The sequence below is a fragment of the Flavobacterium plantiphilum genome (genome assembly GCF_046000495.1).
In the GTDB taxonomy this organism is placed as follows: Bacteria; Bacteroidota; Bacteroidia; order Flavobacteriales; family Flavobacteriaceae; genus Flavobacterium; species Flavobacterium plantiphilum.
The window spans coordinates 201,901-217,499 of record NZ_JBELQA010000002.1 but is presented as its reverse complement, the minus strand read 5'-3'; the positions used below and the strand labels follow the sequence as shown (position 1 = coordinate 217,499).

Sequence of the window (15,599 nt, the reverse complement as noted above, 5' to 3'; positions counted from 1 at the left end):
TTATATGAATACTAAGAAAACTGTTTATGTCTGTTTGTTGCTAATGTCTTTTTTATACAGTTGTAAAAAAGAACCGTTGGAATCTAATAAACAAATTTCCATTGAAAGTTCTAAAAATGAAATTGATAAGGATGCTGCCATTCAAAAAATGCTAAAGGAATTTTATAGTGTTTACATAAAAGAATTTACAAACGAAAAAATCGCTGAATCGGAAAGAAAATTAGATTCAATTGAAATTAAATTTTGCACGAAATCTTTATTGGACAGTATTTCAAATGAATTTGAACATAATGAACTGGATTATAATCCATTTGTTAAAGCTCAGGATGCATCGTTAGATTGGATAGAAACTTTAACCGTAAGTAGATTGTCCGGTTCAGAAAATAAATTTAACGTGCAATATCTCGATAAATATTCGGGGAATGCAACAAGTATTCACGTCACTGTAATTAATGAAAAGGGGATTTTTAAAATTTCTTCATTGAAATAAAAAAAACGGCAATTTGAAAAATCGAATTGCCGTTTTCTATTTTTAAAAAGTTATTTTTTTACAAGTTGAATGAAGCTCCAATATTAAATACAAACTGATTGTTTAAACGTTCAAACCCTGTCGCTTCGGGTTTGTATTTAGCAATAGGAACGCCTATTTCACTCACAATCCCAAAACCGTCTGTAAAGAAATAACGAATTCCCAGATGCGCACCAAAATTTCTTAATCCTAAATCCAGTCCCGGATAAATATCTACTTTCTCGTCGATATTAAACACATTTCCAAGATTCGCATTAAAACGGGCTTTGAGGTCTATTCTGTCACCAAAATCAGGTTTGTTTCCCAAATCGTCTTTACTTACAGATAAGAGATAAGAACCTAAAACTCCAACGGAGATGTTTTCTCCTAGACCAAAATCAGATGAAAGACGTATTCCTGAACCGCCATTTTGAATGTTAGCCGCGATATCAAATTTAATATCTTCTTTTCCTTTAAAAGCCTGAGCATTTATTAAACCTGTTACAGTTAATAATACAAAAACGAATGTTTTTTTCATGATAATTTTTTTATGCAAATGTATTTAATTTCTTCCTTTTTCGTCAAAATATAAGTTACATAATGGTTCGCTTTGCCAATATTCTTTTGTATCAATGTCCATGATAGTCAAAGGACCCTTAAAAGCGGCTCCTGTGTCAACATTCCAGATACAGGCTTTGTTTACCGGGATGGTCTGGTTAATGCGTGTTACCGGAGTGTGACCAATGTAAATTTCATTATATAGAGTAAGTCGTTTGGGGTACCTGACATCAGAAGGATGAATGTTTTCATCTAATGCTAAGGCCATTTCCCAAAGGGTTCTGTCCCAGTAGAATAATTTTGGGAAATATTCAAAATTTATACCATTCATATTGGTGAAACCGGCGTGGATAAATAAGCGTTGTTGTTCATCAAGGTAATAATCTTTTAATTCCAGTAAAAATTCAACATGTTTACGCTTGGTTTCAGCACTTACTTTTTCATATGCAAGGACTGTAGCTTCTCCACCGTGGTTGTACCACATAAGATTGTCTTTGTTGTCTTTTAACCAATACAGTAATAATTCGTCATGATTTCCTCTTATAAAAACACAGTCATTTTTTATGTTTAATTCTATTAAAAAATCGATTACCTGAGGCGATTGACTCCATCCATCGACATAATCACCTAAGAAAATCAGCTTATCTTTTTCGGTAACCTGAGCCCTTTCCATAATTTGATGTAATGCCCGTAATCCTCCGTGAATGTCTCCTATTACTAATGTTCTCATTTTTCTGAAATCTGCTTTTATATTCTAATATAATAAAAATAGCTAAAAAGCGACTAAAAAGATCCGGGTTTCTCTTTTTTTTAATGAGTCTTAATTACGCGTCGTATTTCATTTTTCTCAAAATACGCATGGCTTCTTTAAAGGATAAATATACCTGAGGAAAAGGTTTAAGATAAGTTTTTGCATCAATTAGTTTTTTCTTAGCATCTTCAAAACCGTTGAGATAACAAATCATAAAAGTAGAAGGAAGATTTTCAAGGTCTTTGAGTTCTAAGGGAGTGAGCTGAATACCTTTAATGAGCTTTTTTATCAAAGCTTCATTGTTGTTATAGATGTGAAAAAGCATTTTTTTGTTGAACGCTGGCGGTTCAAAAAGCATCTTGCTTTCAATTTTGTAATAACCATTTTCAAAAAAATGTATGGTTTGCTGTTCTAATGGATAATAGCTGGTTTTGTCATTTAGACCTAGTGGCACATATTCAATAATGGTAAAAGTATCTTCGTTAAAAGAAATAGTTACCACATCCTGATCTGAATAAAAAAGTTTAATATGTTCGTTAATCAATTCAATATCTACCCGGGATAAAAAAGTTTTTTCCCGAACCGTTTTAGGTATTCCGGCCCAGCATATCACAAATAACTCTTTAAAAACTTTGTATTTTGGAGCCATGTCCTTATGCCTGAAATTCATAAAATCAAAAACACCGTCCAGTGTGTATTTAATATTATTTCGGGAATTGTTTTCAAGATCAATAACCGTTTCGGTATTGGGATAATTTTTCTCCATTTTATCTTCAACGGGAGTGGTGTTGCTGCCACGCCTTATAAAAACGCTGTGTGGCGGTATCGTATAAATCCCTTTTTTAAAGGAAGAGATTTTATTCTTAGGTTTGATGGTTACTAACCCAATCACCTTGTCTTTGGGAAGATTAGGAAAAGGGACATTTTCATACTGAATTTTAGGAGGATTTTCCAGATAGGCATTAATGAGATTCTGAATGTGGCTGTCATCAAAAAAATCAGTTCCAATAATTTCATTATCCTGATCTTCGACCCCTACTACTATATAGGAATTGTTGGCCGGATTAGAGTTGGATAAAGCACAGATATGCTTTAAAAACTTTGCTTTACCTTCTTTGAGGTGCAAATTTAGCTGACGCTTTTTATCATAAAAGCTGTTTTCATCATTGTGAGCTAATAAATTCTTGATTAAAAGCCGTTTGTTAATCATTGGAAAATGAAATTTATTTATGAAAAATACCGTTTTTTAAGCAATTTTATTGTTTTTATTACGTTGTCAATATACTAATTTTAAATATGTCAAATAAAATGAAGAAGATTAAATTTTGCCCCCAATTGTTCTTTGTCATTGTTTTGCTTGCGAGCTTTTTTACAGCTTGTAATAATAACGATAATGACGACAGCTCCCAAACTTCAAGAATGACGGTTCGAATGGTAGATGCCCCAGGAGATTATGATGAAGTGAATATTGATGTACAGGATATAATGATTAAATATTCTGATGATACTAATGATAGTGAAGGCTGGGTAAGTATTGTTGATGATGATTTTACTCCCGGTGTATATAATTTATTAGATTTAACAGGAGGTGTAAATGTTTTATTGGCTGATGAGTTGGTTCCATCGGGATATCTGGGACAGATACGATTAGTTTTAGGAGAGAACAATACTCTTGTAAAAGACGATGCAGTAATGGATTTAAATACTCCAAGCGCGATGCAATCCGGATTGAAATTAATGGTTAACCAAACACTGCAGCCGGGAGCTACTTATGAATTTATTTTAGATTTTGATGTAGCCAAATCTATCGTTTCAGCCGGAGGTTCAGGAATGTATAATTTTAAACCTGTAATTCATGTTTCAGCAACAGCTACTTCAGGAGTAATTAAAGGAGCGATAAATCCTGTTCTGGAAGGTTATCAGGTCGAAGTTTCTGTTCCTGTGGGAGATGCTGTTATTACTACTTTTGCTGGAGAAACAGGATTATTCCAGTTAAATGGTGTTCCGGCAGGAACTTATACAGTGACTTTGACTCCGGATGTTGCTTCGGGTAAAACGCCAATTACGATTACTGATGTAGTGGTTGAAAATGGTGAAATTACTGATGTAGGATCTGTTTCTTTCGAATAAAAAATAAAAAAAAGCATAAAAAGCAGCTCAAATCAATGAGCTGTTTTTTTATGCTTATTCGGCTCTTTGAATCATCGTTGCCGAACCTTGTGCCGTACACATGACGACTAAATCAGAGATGTTTACGTGGTAAGGTCTTGATATGACAAAATGGATAATATCTGCGATATCTTCAGGTTTTAAAGGGGTAAATCCTTTGTAAACATTGGCAGCTTTTTCAGTATCACCTTTAAAACGAACCTGACTAAATTCGGTTTCTACAAGTCCCGGATGAATCGCTCCTACACGAATTCCATACGGATTCAAATCCATTTTCATTCCTTTATTAAGCGCATCAACAGCATGTTTTGTGGCGCAATATACATTTCCGTTTGGATAAACCTGTTTTGCCGCTGTGGAACCTATATTAATTATATGTCCTGATTGTTGGGCAATCATTTTTGGGATTATTGCTTTGGAAACATATAAAAGACCTTTTAAATTAATATCAATCATGTTTTCCCAGTCCTCAATATTTCCATCCTGAATGGAATCCAAGCCGTGAGCATTTCCGGCATTGTTAATTAAAATATCAATTTTCGAAAAAGCATCCGGCAGGGAATTTATTTTTTCAAAAACGTCTTTTTTATTGCTGACATCGAATGATAAAGTGTGGACTTTAGTATGAAGACTAAGTTCTTTTTCCAGTTCCTTTAATCGGTTTTCACGTCTTCCGCAAAGTATAATGTTGTAATTATTCCGGGCTAACAGTTGTGCGGTTGCTTTTCCTATTCCACTGGTTGCACCGGTTATTAATGCTGTTTTATTCATGTTTAATCAGTATGCTTGTTTTTTGAAAGAAAATGATTTTCGAATTTTAATAAAATTGAGAATATTTTTTTAACTGTTTATTTAATCGAATGCTAAAAAAAGCTCTTTTTGTTCTTTATTGATTCGTTTGCTAAGGTCTTTAATTTGTGTTGATTATATTCTATTTGCGGCTTTAATTTTTCAGAAAAAAATCTATTCTTTTTCGTTTTGAAAGGATAATTCTTAGACTTCTTAAAATTATGGAAATTGTATCATAATTCGACCTTAAAATTGCAGGATTAACAGAAGTTTTAACCATTTTTTAACATCTTTCCTGTAAAAAAAAATTCAATTTGCACTCTCAAAACTAAGGCATTAAATTCAAGGTATAAAAAATAATTTTATGGAAGAGAATACAGCGACTTTAGACATCAGAGCAATCAATGAAAAAATAGAAAGAGAGAGTGCTTTTATCGATCTTCTTACTATGGAAATGAACAAGGTGATTGTGGGTCAAAAGCAAATGGTTGAACGATTATTGATTGGATTATTAGGACAAGGACATATCTTGCTTGAAGGTGTTCCCGGACTGGCAAAAACTTTAGCAATTAATACGCTTTCTAAAGCGGTTCACGGTTCTTTTAGCCGAATACAGTTTACCCCGGATTTATTACCTGCAGACGTAGTAGGAACAATGATTTATAATATTAAGCAAAATGAATTTTCTATCAAAAAAGGACCCATTTTTGCTAATTTTGTTCTTGCTGATGAGATCAACCGTGCTCCGGCTAAGGTACAATCGGCTTTGTTAGAAGCTATGCAGGAAAAGCAGGTTACCATTGGAGATACTACTTTTAAACTGGAAAAACCATTTTTAGTTTTAGCTACGCAAAACCCAATTGAGCAGGAGGGAACTTATCAGTTACCCGAAGCACAGGTGGATCGTTTTATGCTGAAAACGGTAATTGATTATCCTAAAATGGATGAAGAGCGACTGGTGATTCGTCAAAACTTAAGCGGAAGTTACGAGAAAGTAAATCAGGTAGTTTCTATTGAGCAGATTTTACGTGCACAGGAAGCTGTACGAGATGTTTATATGGATGAAAAAATAGAAAAATATATTCTGGATATTATTTTCGCCACCCGTTATCCTGAAAAATATAAACTAGCTGATCTGAAACCATTAATCAGTTTTGGCTCTTCGCCACGTGGAAGTATTAATTTAGCTACTGCGGCAAAATGTTATGCTTTTATAAAACGTCGTGGTTATGTAATTCCAGAAGATGTTCGTGCTGTGGTACATGATGTTTTACGTCACAGAGTAGGAGTGACTTATGAAGCTGAGGCAGAAAATATTACTTCGGTTGATATTATCAATAAGATTATAAACGAAGTAGAGGTTCCGTAAGAGTGAATAGTAATAAGTGAACAGTAATTAGCCTTGGTTCGTTACTATTCACTATTCACTAATTACTAATTACTAGAAAAATGGATACAAAAGAGCTTTTAAAAAAAGTACGAAAAATAGAAATCAAAACCCGAAGACTGAGTGATCATATCTTTTCAGGGGAATATCATACTTCTTTCAAAGGGCGTGGAATGACTTTTAGCGAAGTACGTCAGTATCAATATGGAGATGATATTCGAAATATCGACTGGAACGTTACCGCACGTTATAATGAAGCACATGTAAAAGTTTTTGAAGAAGAACGCGAGTTAACCATGATGCTGATGGTTGATATTTCGGGTTCGGAGAGTTTTGGTTCTAAAAATCAATTTAAAAAAGACATCGTAACAGAAATTGCTGCCACGATGGCTTTTTCGGCTACACAAAACAACGATAAAATAGGGCTGATTTTATTTTCGGACCAAATCGAATTGTATATTCCGCCAAAAAAAGGAAGATCTCATGTTTTGCGTATCATTCGTGAACTGATAGAATTCGAACCAAAAAGCCATAAAACAGATATTGCTCAGGCATTGAAATTTTTGTCGAGTACTCAAAAAAAGAAAGCTATTGTTTTTATGATTTCTGATTTTATGTCAGACGATTATGAGCAAACCTTAAAAATTGCAGCTAAAAAACATGATCTTACAGGAATAAGAGTCTACGATATCAGAGAACAAAAAATGCCAAACATAGGAATGGTTCCGATGCTGGATGCCGAATCAGGTGAAGTACAACTCGTAGATACCGGCTCTAAAGTTGTCCGGATGAATTATGAGAAATACTATCAGGAACAATTAAATTATTTCAGAGAAACCTTTAGTAAATCAGGTTCAGGTGTAGTAAATACCAGAGTGGACGAAAGTTACGTAACTAAATTGTTAGGTTATTTTAAATCGAGATAAAATTTCAGCATTAAGCTTATCGTCAATTTGAGCAAAGTTTCCCGATAACGGTTCTTGATTTCAGATTTTAACAGGATTCATAAACATGAAAAAACAAATATTCTTCTTACTTCTGCTTCTTTCTACTACAGTTTTTGCACAACAAAAAAGAGTAGAAACAAGTATTGATACAACAAAAAATAAAATTGGAGCCGAGTTTAAATTAACGGTAAAAACTTCGGTAGACACTTTGTCTAAAGTTGTTTTTCCAAAATTAAAAAATATTGGTGCTTTAGAAGTTATTCAGTCTTACCCTGTTGATACCGTAAAAAATAATGACCGCTATGAGTTAATTAAAAAATACGGACTGACACAATTTGATTCAGGGCGTTATGTCATTCCTGCTATCAAAATAATTATTAATAGCAAAGCTTATCAGACAGATTCCATAGCTGTTGAGGTGGCTAATGTTGAGGTGGATACTTTAAAACAAAAAATGTATGACATCAAAGATATTCAGCCTGCTGCTGACACTATAGGCGACTGGTGGAAATATCTTTTAGGTTTAATTGTATTTCTGGCAATCGGGGCAGGGATATACTGGTTTTTAAAGAATAAACAAAAGAAAAAAATAGAAGAAGAAGTTTATAAGACACCTATAGAAAAAGCTACTAGTCTGTTGAATAACTTAGAAAAGAAAGAACTCTGGCAAAAAGGAGAAGTAAAAGAATATTATAGCGAATTAACTGATATTGCCCGAAATTATATTGAAGAAGCTATAGAAATTCCGGCCATGGAAAGTACTACTTCTGAATTGATTGCAGGTTTGAAAGCGGCTTCTGTCAAAAAGAAAATGACGGTTTCTTCCGAAACAATTGAAAATCTGGAAAGAGTTTTAAAACAAGCTGATTTAGTAAAATTTGCTAAATCAAAACCGCTTGAATATGAAATAACCGAAGATAGAAATAAAATCCAAAAAGCAATTTTAACCCTGGACAGTTCTATTCCTGTTGAGGTTCCTGCTGAAGAAGATGTTTTGTTAAATGAAGCACAAAGGCAAAAACAAATTGCACTTCAGTTAAAAAAGAAAAGAAAACAACGCATTATTACAGCTGCCGCTATTGTGTTATTTTTATTGACAGCAACAACTATTTTTCTGATGGTTACTAAAGGATTTGATTATGTAAAAGATAATCTTATCGGGCATCCTTCAAAAGAACTTCTGGAAGGAGAATGGGTAAGAAGTGAATATGGAAATCCGGCTGTAAAAATTGAAACTCCAAAAGTTCTTGTAAGAACAGATTTGTCTAAAGCTTTGCCGAAAGAAGGGATGGCTTTAATCAAAGAAATGCAATCATTTGTTTACGGAAGTATGATTGATAATTTCTATTTAATGGTTTCCACTTTTAAGTATAAACAAGAAGGACAAATCGATTTGAAAAAATCAATGGACGGTTCCTTGCAGGCTATGGAATCTCAGGGTGCACAAAATATGATAGTGAAACAGGAAGATTACGAGACTAAGGAAGGAATTACAGGTTTAAAAGCATATGGAACTTTCTCCAGAGTAAGTCCGATTACTAATGAGAAAGAGAGAGTATATTATGAAGTTTTGATGTTCAGTCAGGAAGGCGGATTACAACAAATTCTGATTCTGCATCAGGAAGGAGATAAATATGCAAATGAAATTTCAGAGCGGGTTTTGAGCTCGGTTGAATTAAAACAAGGAGATAAATAATGGCAAAAATAAATTTTTTAAATCCGGAGTTTTTTTGGTTGTTTCTTTTAATTCCATTAGCCATCATTTGGTTGGTTTTAAAAAGAAATCAACAATCGGCAACTTTAAAAGTAAGTTCTGTAAAAGGTTTTAAAGGCTCTCATTCAGTATGGACAAAATTAAAACCCTATCTGAGTGTACTTCGTTTATTGGCATTAAGTTCTTTAATAATTGCTCTGGCAAGACCCAGAACAGTTGATATTAGTAACAGAACAAAAACAACTAAAGGAATAGATATTGTAATGGCAGTGGATGTTTCAGGAAGTATGCTTGCTAAAGATTTGAAACCAAATCGGATGGAAGCTTTGAAAAGAGTGGCGGAGAATTTTGTTGATCAACGGCCAAATGACAGAATCGGATTAGTGGTATATGCCTCCGAAGCGTATACTAAAACTCCGGTAACCAGTGATAAAGCTATTGTAGCACAGGCCATCGAAAGTATCAAATATGATAATATTTTGAAAGACGGAACCGGGATAGGTATGGGATTGGCTACGGCAGTAAACCGATTAAAAGACAGTAAAGCTAAGAGTAAAGTAATTATTTTGCTGACAGATGGTGTTAACAATGCCGGTTTTATTGAACCGGAAACAGCTGCAGATATTGCAAAACAATACGGAATAAAAGTATACACCATAGGAATCGGAACCAATGGAATGGCTGAGTTTCCTTATGCACTGGGTCCTAACGGACAGTTTTTATTTCAAAGAATGAAAGTTGAAATCGATGAAAGATTGATGAAAAGCATAGCTAAGAAAACCGATGGGGAGTATTTTAGAGCTACCAGTAACAGCAAGCTAGCCGAGATTTATGACGAAATCAATAAACTGGAGACGACTGAAATTGAAGAATTGAAGTTCTATGATTATGATGAAAAATACAGGCCTTTCGTGTGGTTAGCCGGTTTTCTGATATTGCTTGAATTTGGATTACGAAATACAGTTTACAGAAGCTTTATTTAGTGCTAAACAAAGTTCATAAAGAATTCACTGAGAATACAAAGCTTTAAAAGCTATAAGTTTTGAAAATAGAATTGTTAGAACTGATAAATGGAACTTTATAAAGAGAAATTAATATAGTGTACTTTGCGACAAAACTTAGTGCCCTTTGTGGTTAAAGAAATATGGAATTAGACGAAAAAATATATTTGTACTTACTTTTTATACTACCTCTTGTAGTGTTGTTTTTCCTGTTGAATATGTACTGGAAAAGAAAAAAACAAAAGGAATTTGGTGATTTGGATATCATAAAAAAACTAAGTCCTGAACATTCTGTTTTTAAGCCGGTTTTTAAATTAATACTACTTGCATTAGCATTACTGGGTTTAATTTTAGGCTTAGTAAATCCTAAAATAGGAACCAAGCTGGAAACCGTAAAACGGGAAGGTATCGATATTGTTTTTGCAATGGACGTTTCTAAAAGTATGCTTGCAGAAGATGTAGCACCTAATAGATTAGAAAAAAGTAAACAAGTAGTCTCTCAGATTATTAATCAGTTGGGAAGTGATCGCATCGGTATCGTAGCTTATGCGGGAAGCGCTTTCCCCGTTTTACCTATTACAACCGATTATGGTGTAGCAAAAATGTTTTTACAAAGCATGAATACCGATATCGTTTCTTCTAAGGGAACATCTTTAGACGAAGCTATACGATTATCTGCAACTTATTTTGATGAAAAAAGTAAAACGTCTAAACTGTTAATTCTTATTTCTGATGGAGAAGATCATTCCGAAGGTGCTCAGGCAGCTGCAGAGGAAGCGAATAAGCTGGGAATGCGAATTATTACTATCGGAATAGGGACCGAAAAAGGAGGAACTATTCCGTTAAAAAGAAACGGCATAGTACAAAGTTATCAAAGAGACAGAAATGACGAAGTAGTTGTAACCAAACTAAATCAGCCCGGCTTAGAGTTAATTGCAAAAGAAACCAAAGGCGGTTATGTAAGTGGAAATAATACTAAACAAGTAGTTGAATATATTAAAAAGACATTAGATACGATTCAGAAAACGGAATTTGAATCGACTCAAATGGCCGATTTTCAGTCCCAGTTTCAATGGTTCTTAGGATTCGCTTTCGTGCTGTTATTTTTGGATATATTTCTTTTAGAGAAAAAAACCAATTGGGTTAAAAAGTTAAACTTATTTAACGAGGAAAAATAAATGTCAATTCCTTTGAAGGATTAAATTAAATGATAAGGGAGAACACAAAGAAATGAAAATGAAGAATTTTATAAAATACGGATTTACGTTTTTTGCACTGCTGTTTGTGGGTTTGGGCAACATTTTGGCGCAGGAAAAAGACAAAGCATTACCAAAAGCAAATGAGGCTTACAGTGAAAGTAAATATGCTGAGGCGGAGGCAGCGTATAGAATATCGAATTCTAAATTTCCTAACAGATCTGTTTCACCGTATAATTTGGGAAATGCTATTTACAAACAAAATCAGGCTTCGGAGGCTAAATATGCTTACGCAAAAGCGTTAAAAAATGCCAGATCAAGGGTTCAGAAACACAAAGCGTATCATAATTTAGGAAATGTGTTTATGAAAGAGAAGAATTATACCGAAGCCGTAGAAGCTTATAAAAATGCTCTTCGCAATAATCCTGCAGATGAGCAGACCCGATACAATTTTGCATTAGCAAAAAAAATGCTGAAAGAAAATCCTCCAAAAGACAATAAGGATAAAAAAGATAAAAACAAGGACAAGGATAAAGATAAGGACAAGAAGGATCAGGACAAAGATAAGAAAGATCAGGATAAAAAAGACGAGAATAAGAAAGATCAGGACAAAAAAAATCAGGATAAAAAGGACGGTAAGGATAAAAAGGATGAAAATCAGCCACCAAAACCACAGCCGGGCGGAATTTCCAAAGATCGTCTGCAAAATCTTTTAGATGCAGTGAATAATGAAGAAAAGAAAATTCAGGATAAGGTAAACGCAAATAAAGTAAAAGGAAAACCGGTTGAAACAGAAAAAGATTGGTAGAATTTAGTTGATTCGTTTAATCGTTAATTTGTTGCAAGAAAGCAGTTAATCGATTAGACGAATAAACAGTTAAACAATTAAACAATTTAATGAAAAGATATTTAGTAGTAATACTGTTAAGTTTTCAGGGACTTTGGGCTCAGGTACAGTTTGAGGCTAAAGTGAGCAAAAACACGCTGGGTCTAAACGAAAGATTGCGTATTGATTTTGTGATGAATATTGATGGGGACAATTTTAATGAACCTTCTTTTGAAGGATTCAGAGTCATTGCAGGTCCAAGTCAGCAAGTGAGTCAATCCTGGGTAAATGGTAGAAGCTCGTTTGAAAAAATCTATTCTTATTATTTAATGCCTAATCAAAAAGGGACATTGACAATTAAGCAGGCTACCATAGAATACAATGGGCAGGTGTATAAGACTAATCCGGTAAGGATAAATGTTACCAATGCGGTTGAACAACCGAAAGATCCTAATGATACCAGTGTTTCCGCGGATAATAATTTATATCTGGTAGCGGATGTTTCTAAAACAAATCCGTATATCAATGAGCCGATTACTGTGGTTTATAAATTGTATTTTAGTTATAATATTGGAATCAAAAACTGGAGAGAATTAGGGAAACCCACCTATAATGACTTCTGGAGTCAGAATATTGATATCAAAGAGTTAGTTCCTGAAGAAGGAATGTTTAAAGGGGAAAAATTTCGTTATGTGGTTTTGAAAAAAACCGTTTTATATCCTCAAAAATCAGGTAAGCTGGCTATTGAACCACTTTCATTAGATATTGATGTAGAATTGCCTACTAATCGCAGAAATATTTTTGGACAGATGCTTCTGAAAGAAGACAGCAAAAGGGTTTCAGCCGGAGCCAGAAATATCAGTGTAAAAGCATTACCGGAAGCTGGAAAACCGGAAGATTTTTCAGGGGCAGTGGGAAGCTTTGACTTTAAAGTAATTCCTTCAAAAACGGAACTTAAAAACGGAGAAAGTCTGGATTTAGTGGTAAGTGTGGCCGGAAAAGGAAATTTAAAACTGTTTAATTTACCAAAACCGGTTGTGCCAAATGCGCTGGAAATGTATGATGCCGTTCATAATGAGCAGGTAAATACGCCTCTTTCAGGAATGACCGGAAAAATCTCCGATAGTTATACAATTATTCCGCAGTATAAAGGAGAATATCCTATAAAACCGATGCAGTTCTCTTATTTTGATTTAAATTCTGGCAAGTATAAAACGATTACTTCTCAGGAGATTATTGTTAAAGTACTTGACGGTCCAACACCTACTGATGCTACAGCTTCAGCCGGAGTTCAAAAAAATCAGGTAGTCCCAACGGAACAATTTAAGTATGTCAAATTAAAAACAAAATTGGAAGCGATCAATCACAAAGACTTTTTTGGCTCAAGCTTGTTTTATTGTTTGTTATTGATTCCTTTTGGTTTATTACCGGTGATTGTATTAGCTAAAAAGAAAAAAGAAGCCATTGACAGCGATGTTGTAGGAAACAGAATCAGGCGAAACAACCGTCTGGCGAAGAAATATTTATCGGAAGCGAAAAAGCAAATCAACAACAAAGAACCTTTTTATGTGGCGCTTGAAAAAGCCATGCATAATTTCCTGAAAGCTAAATTGCATATTGAAACCTCAGAAATGAGTAAAGATAATATTAAGGAAATTTTATTGTCTAAAAATGCAAATCCGGTATCGATAAATGAGTTTATTGCACTTACTGAAAACTGTGAAATAGCAAGATATGCGCCGTCATCCAGTGCAAGTATTCAAAAAGATTATGAAAAAGCAGTGCTGATAATTTCTGATCTCGAAAAACAGCTTTTTTAAAAAAGATTAAACACAAAGGATACAAAGAGTACTAAAAATGAAAAACATACTTTACATATTATTGTTCGTTAGCCAGGTTTTCTTTGCCCAAAGTGGTTTTGAAAAAGGAAATAATTTGTATAAAAGCGGCAAATATGAGCAGGCTATCGACGCTTATAATTCTGAATTAAGCGCTAAAAAACAATCGGCAGAATTGTATTTTAATTTAGCCAATTGCTATTATAAACTCAATAAAGTAGCGCCTGCGATATACAATTATGAAAAAGCATTAGTCCTGAATCCTAACGATAAAGATATTGTCAACAATTTAAGATTTGCTCAGAAAAGGACTGTAGATGAAATAAAAGTAGTGCCTAAAGTAGGTTTTGCAAAATTACTTCGGGATTTCACCGGTAATTTTCATTACAATACCTGGGCATGGATTTCGGTTGTTTTCGCTGTTTTATTTCTAGGATGTTTTTTAGGATATTATTTTTCAGCTTTAACATTGAATAAAAGATTATTTTTCTTTGGAATGTTTGTAATGCTGGTATTTGTTATTATCAGTATTTCATCGGCTGCTTTTGAAAAAAGTCATTTTAAAAATGAAAAACCGGCAATTGTTTTCGCAGAAATGGCAGAAGTTAAGAATGAACCACAAAATAAAGGAACAAATGTAGTTGTTTTACATGAAGGAACTAAAGTATATGTAAATGAAAAAGTAGACAACTGGAAAAAAATTCAATTAACGGACGGTACTGAGGGCTGGATTGACAGTGATGCCATCCGGGAAGTGAAATAGGAATAAGATTATAGATTCCCGGATACAGATACCTTCTGAGTTTTGAAACCGGCTTACTTTTTAAGGTCTTCGTACCATTTTGCAATAGACGGATACAGGAAAGCAGCGGTTTTCTGAATAGGATTGTAAAAAATGGAATTGTCAAGTGTTTCCTGTTTTGCAAAAAAATGGTTGTGATTTATTTTTTCGAAAATCGAAAAGATAATTCCAATAAGCAATACCGTTTTTAGAACACGAAATAATCCACCGCCTAGTTTGTTCATCCACCCCAGAAAAGCAAAATCTACAATTCCGGTAAGTATTTTAGCAGTGAAATGAATAGCAATTACAACCAGAATAAAAGTAAGAAGAAAAGCAAAAATCTGAATAGTATTTGGATTCCAATGTACGTGCTCTGATAATAGGTCTTTAGTAATAACGGAAAATTTAACAGCAAAATAAACTCCTAAAATTAATGAGAGAAAAGATGCTAACTCTATAAAAAGACCATTTATAGTTCCCTTATACAAAGCAAAAACCAGTAAAGCACCCAAAATTATATCTAAAAAACTCATAGTAAAAAGAGAAAAGAATAAAGAGCAAAGATAAAAGAATTATGTTGGTATCTTTGCCCTAAAATCTTAGAATTAAGAATTAAGATTTTAGATTGAAAATTCTTAATCTAAAATCAGAAATCTAAAATCAGAAATCAAAATGTCAAGAGATACACAACTTAAAGAGCGCTGGGAAAGGCTCGTCGATATACTTTCTAATCAGTTTTCGCAAGGTGAAGATTTGGATTTGGATGCTATTATTTTTCTGATTGGTGTTCAGGAACTGGGTAAATTTCATCGGGAATATAAAAAAGATGAAAAATTAAACCTGATGCATATTGCCATTTGCCGTTTGTTAGAACCTTATGGGTTTTATGAATTCGAATTTTTTGATGAAGATGGCTGGCCGCATTACAAAGTAAAAGAAGAATTGCCTCCTTTGAAAGCAGGAGAACAATCGGTTTTAATGAAAGAAGCGATTGTGAATTATTTTATAGAAAAGCAACTCATTGAGTAATTAGTAAAGAGGGAGTAGTAATTAGGCATGAGTTTTTTATAACTAATCACTAATTACTTTTTACTACTCACTAAAAAAAACTAAATTTGCACTCTCAATTAT

The 15,599-nt window shown here is 33.7% G+C and carries 16 protein-coding genes; 11 read left to right on the top strand and 5 right to left on the bottom strand.

Going from position 1 to position 15,599, the window contains the following annotated elements; genetic code table 11:
- Positions 1-4: 4 nt before the first annotated feature.
- Positions 5-490: a DUF3828 domain-containing protein gene (locus tag ABS764_RS03725; RefSeq protein WP_408080109.1), complete on the top strand. Its 486-nt coding sequence runs from the start codon at positions 5-7 to the stop codon at positions 488-490.
- Between the two features lie 58 nt (positions 491-548).
- Here the strand turns inward: ABS764_RS03725 and ABS764_RS03720 are convergent, their stop codons facing one another.
- From ABS764_RS03720 to ABS764_RS03710, 3 genes are all read right to left on the bottom strand, one after another.
- Positions 549-1,046 carry a DUF6646 family protein gene (locus ABS764_RS03720; RefSeq protein ID WP_408080107.1) on the bottom strand — a complete coding sequence of 166 codons (498 nt, stop codon included), beginning with the start codon at positions 1,044-1,046 and terminating at the stop codon, positions 549-551.
- Between the two features lie 24 nt (positions 1,047-1,070).
- The gene (locus ABS764_RS03715; RefSeq protein ID WP_408080105.1) at positions 1,071-1,796 is read right to left on the bottom strand and encodes a metallophosphoesterase family protein; all 726 of its coding nucleotides are present in this window, start codon (positions 1,794-1,796) and stop codon (positions 1,071-1,073) included.
- A gap of 94 nt (positions 1,797-1,890) precedes the next feature.
- Positions 1,891-3,027: an ATP-binding protein gene (locus tag ABS764_RS03710; RefSeq protein WP_408080103.1), complete on the bottom strand. Its 1,137-nt coding sequence runs from the start codon at positions 3,025-3,027 to the stop codon at positions 1,891-1,893.
- A 98-nt stretch (positions 3,028-3,125) separates the two neighbouring features.
- On the opposite strand from ABS764_RS03710, the gene ABS764_RS03705 reads away from it, so the two are divergent.
- Positions 3,126-3,947, top strand: a complete 822-nt coding sequence (locus ABS764_RS03705) for a DUF4382 domain-containing protein (RefSeq protein ID WP_408080101.1) — start codon at positions 3,126-3,128, stop codon at positions 3,945-3,947.
- Positions 3,948-4,001: 54 nt separating this feature from the next.
- On the opposite strand, the gene ABS764_RS03700 is transcribed toward ABS764_RS03705, so the two are convergent.
- Positions 4,002-4,757 (bottom strand): SDR family NAD(P)-dependent oxidoreductase, encoded by a 756-nt coding sequence (locus tag ABS764_RS03700; RefSeq protein WP_408080099.1) that lies wholly within the window; start codon positions 4,755-4,757, stop codon positions 4,002-4,004.
- A gap of 382 nt (positions 4,758-5,139) precedes the next feature.
- On the opposite strand from ABS764_RS03700, the gene ABS764_RS03695 reads away from it, so the two are divergent.
- From ABS764_RS03695 to ABS764_RS03660, 8 genes are all read left to right on the top strand, one after another.
- Complete coding sequence (locus tag ABS764_RS03695) at positions 5,140-6,144, top strand: AAA family ATPase (RefSeq protein WP_408080097.1); 1,005 nt, start codon at positions 5,140-5,142, stop codon at positions 6,142-6,144.
- Positions 6,145-6,224: 80 nt separating this feature from the next.
- The gene (locus ABS764_RS03690) at positions 6,225-7,088 is read left to right on the top strand and encodes a DUF58 domain-containing protein (protein WP_408080095.1); all 864 of its coding nucleotides are present in this window, start codon (positions 6,225-6,227) and stop codon (positions 7,086-7,088) included.
- Between the two features lie 85 nt (positions 7,089-7,173).
- Entirely contained in the window at positions 7,174-8,805 is a 1,632-nt protein-coding gene (locus tag ABS764_RS03685) for a hypothetical protein (RefSeq protein ID WP_408080093.1), read from the top strand.
- Complete coding sequence (locus ABS764_RS03680) at positions 8,805-9,806, top strand: vWA domain-containing protein (protein WP_408080091.1); 1,002 nt, start codon at positions 8,805-8,807, stop codon at positions 9,804-9,806. Before ABS764_RS03685 ends, ABS764_RS03680 begins: the two co-directional genes overlap by 1 nt.
- Positions 9,807-9,967: 161 nt before the next feature.
- On the top strand, positions 9,968-11,002 hold the full coding sequence (locus ABS764_RS03675; protein WP_408080089.1) for a VWA domain-containing protein: 1,035 nt from the start codon (positions 9,968-9,970) through the stop codon (positions 11,000-11,002).
- A 58-nt stretch (positions 11,003-11,060) separates the two neighbouring features.
- A complete protein-coding gene (locus ABS764_RS03670) occupies positions 11,061-11,828 on the top strand; it encodes a tetratricopeptide repeat protein (protein ID WP_408080087.1) in 768 nt (255 codons plus the stop codon).
- 89 nt (positions 11,829-11,917) lie between these two features.
- Positions 11,918-13,666, top strand: a complete 1,749-nt coding sequence (locus ABS764_RS03665; RefSeq protein ID WP_408080085.1) for a BatD family protein — start codon at positions 11,918-11,920, stop codon at positions 13,664-13,666.
- 37 nt (positions 13,667-13,703) lie between these two features.
- Positions 13,704-14,447, top strand: coding sequence for a tetratricopeptide repeat protein (locus ABS764_RS03660; protein WP_408080083.1), 744 nt, complete (start codon positions 13,704-13,706; stop codon positions 14,445-14,447).
- A gap of 53 nt (positions 14,448-14,500) precedes the next feature.
- Here ABS764_RS03660 and ABS764_RS03655 read toward each other — a convergent pair whose 3' ends face one another.
- On the bottom strand, positions 14,501-15,001 hold the full coding sequence (locus tag ABS764_RS03655; RefSeq protein WP_408080081.1) for a CvpA family protein: 501 nt from the start codon (positions 14,999-15,001) through the stop codon (positions 14,501-14,503).
- 139 nt (positions 15,002-15,140) lie between these two features.
- On the opposite strand from ABS764_RS03655, the gene ABS764_RS03650 reads away from it, so the two are divergent.
- Entirely contained in the window at positions 15,141-15,497 is a 357-nt protein-coding gene (locus tag ABS764_RS03650; protein WP_408080079.1) for a hypothetical protein, read from the top strand.
- The last annotated feature ends 102 nt before the right edge of the window (positions 15,498-15,599 follow it).

Bases quoted from the DNA above. Each gene is read 5' to 3' on its own strand.
- ABS764_RS03650 (WP_408080079.1), top strand. From the start codon at position 15,141: ATGTCAAGAGATACACAACTTAAAGAGCGCTGGGAAAGGCTCGTCGAT.
- ABS764_RS03725 (WP_408080109.1), top strand. From the start codon at position 5: ATGAATACTAAGAAAACTGTTTATGTCTGTTTGTTGCTAATGTCTTTT.
- ABS764_RS03705 (WP_408080101.1), top strand. From the start codon at position 3,126: ATGAAGAAGATTAAATTTTGCCCCCAATTGTTCTTTGTCATTGTTTTG.
- ABS764_RS03690 (WP_408080095.1), top strand. From the start codon at position 6,225: ATGGATACAAAAGAGCTTTTAAAAAAAGTACGAAAAATAGAAATCAAA.
- ABS764_RS03670 (WP_408080087.1), top strand. From the start codon at position 11,061: ATGAAGAATTTTATAAAATACGGATTTACGTTTTTTGCACTGCTGTTT.
- ABS764_RS03655 (WP_408080081.1), bottom strand. From the start codon at position 15,001: ATGAGTTTTTTAGATATAATTTTGGGTGCTTTACTGGTTTTTGCTTTG.
- ABS764_RS03720 (WP_408080107.1), bottom strand. From the start codon at position 1,046: ATGAAAAAAACATTCGTTTTTGTATTATTAACTGTAACAGGTTTAATA.
- ABS764_RS03685 (WP_408080093.1), top strand. From the start codon at position 7,174: ATGAAAAAACAAATATTCTTCTTACTTCTGCTTCTTTCTACTACAGTT.
- ABS764_RS03675 (WP_408080089.1), top strand. From the start codon at position 9,968: ATGGAATTAGACGAAAAAATATATTTGTACTTACTTTTTATACTACCT.
- ABS764_RS03660 (WP_408080083.1), top strand. From the start codon at position 13,704: ATGAAAAACATACTTTACATATTATTGTTCGTTAGCCAGGTTTTCTTT.
- ABS764_RS03680 (WP_408080091.1), top strand. From the start codon at position 8,805: ATGGCAAAAATAAATTTTTTAAATCCGGAGTTTTTTTGGTTGTTTCTT.
- ABS764_RS03695 (WP_408080097.1), top strand. From the start codon at position 5,140: ATGGAAGAGAATACAGCGACTTTAGACATCAGAGCAATCAATGAAAAA.
- ABS764_RS03715 (WP_408080105.1), bottom strand. From the start codon at position 1,796: ATGAGAACATTAGTAATAGGAGACATTCACGGAGGATTACGGGCATTA.
- ABS764_RS03665 (WP_408080085.1), top strand. From the start codon at position 11,918: ATGAAAAGATATTTAGTAGTAATACTGTTAAGTTTTCAGGGACTTTGG.
- ABS764_RS03700 (WP_408080099.1), bottom strand. From the start codon at position 4,757: ATGAATAAAACAGCATTAATAACCGGTGCAACCAGTGGAATAGGAAAA.
- ABS764_RS03710 (WP_408080103.1), bottom strand. From the start codon at position 3,027: ATGATTAACAAACGGCTTTTAATCAAGAATTTATTAGCTCACAATGAT.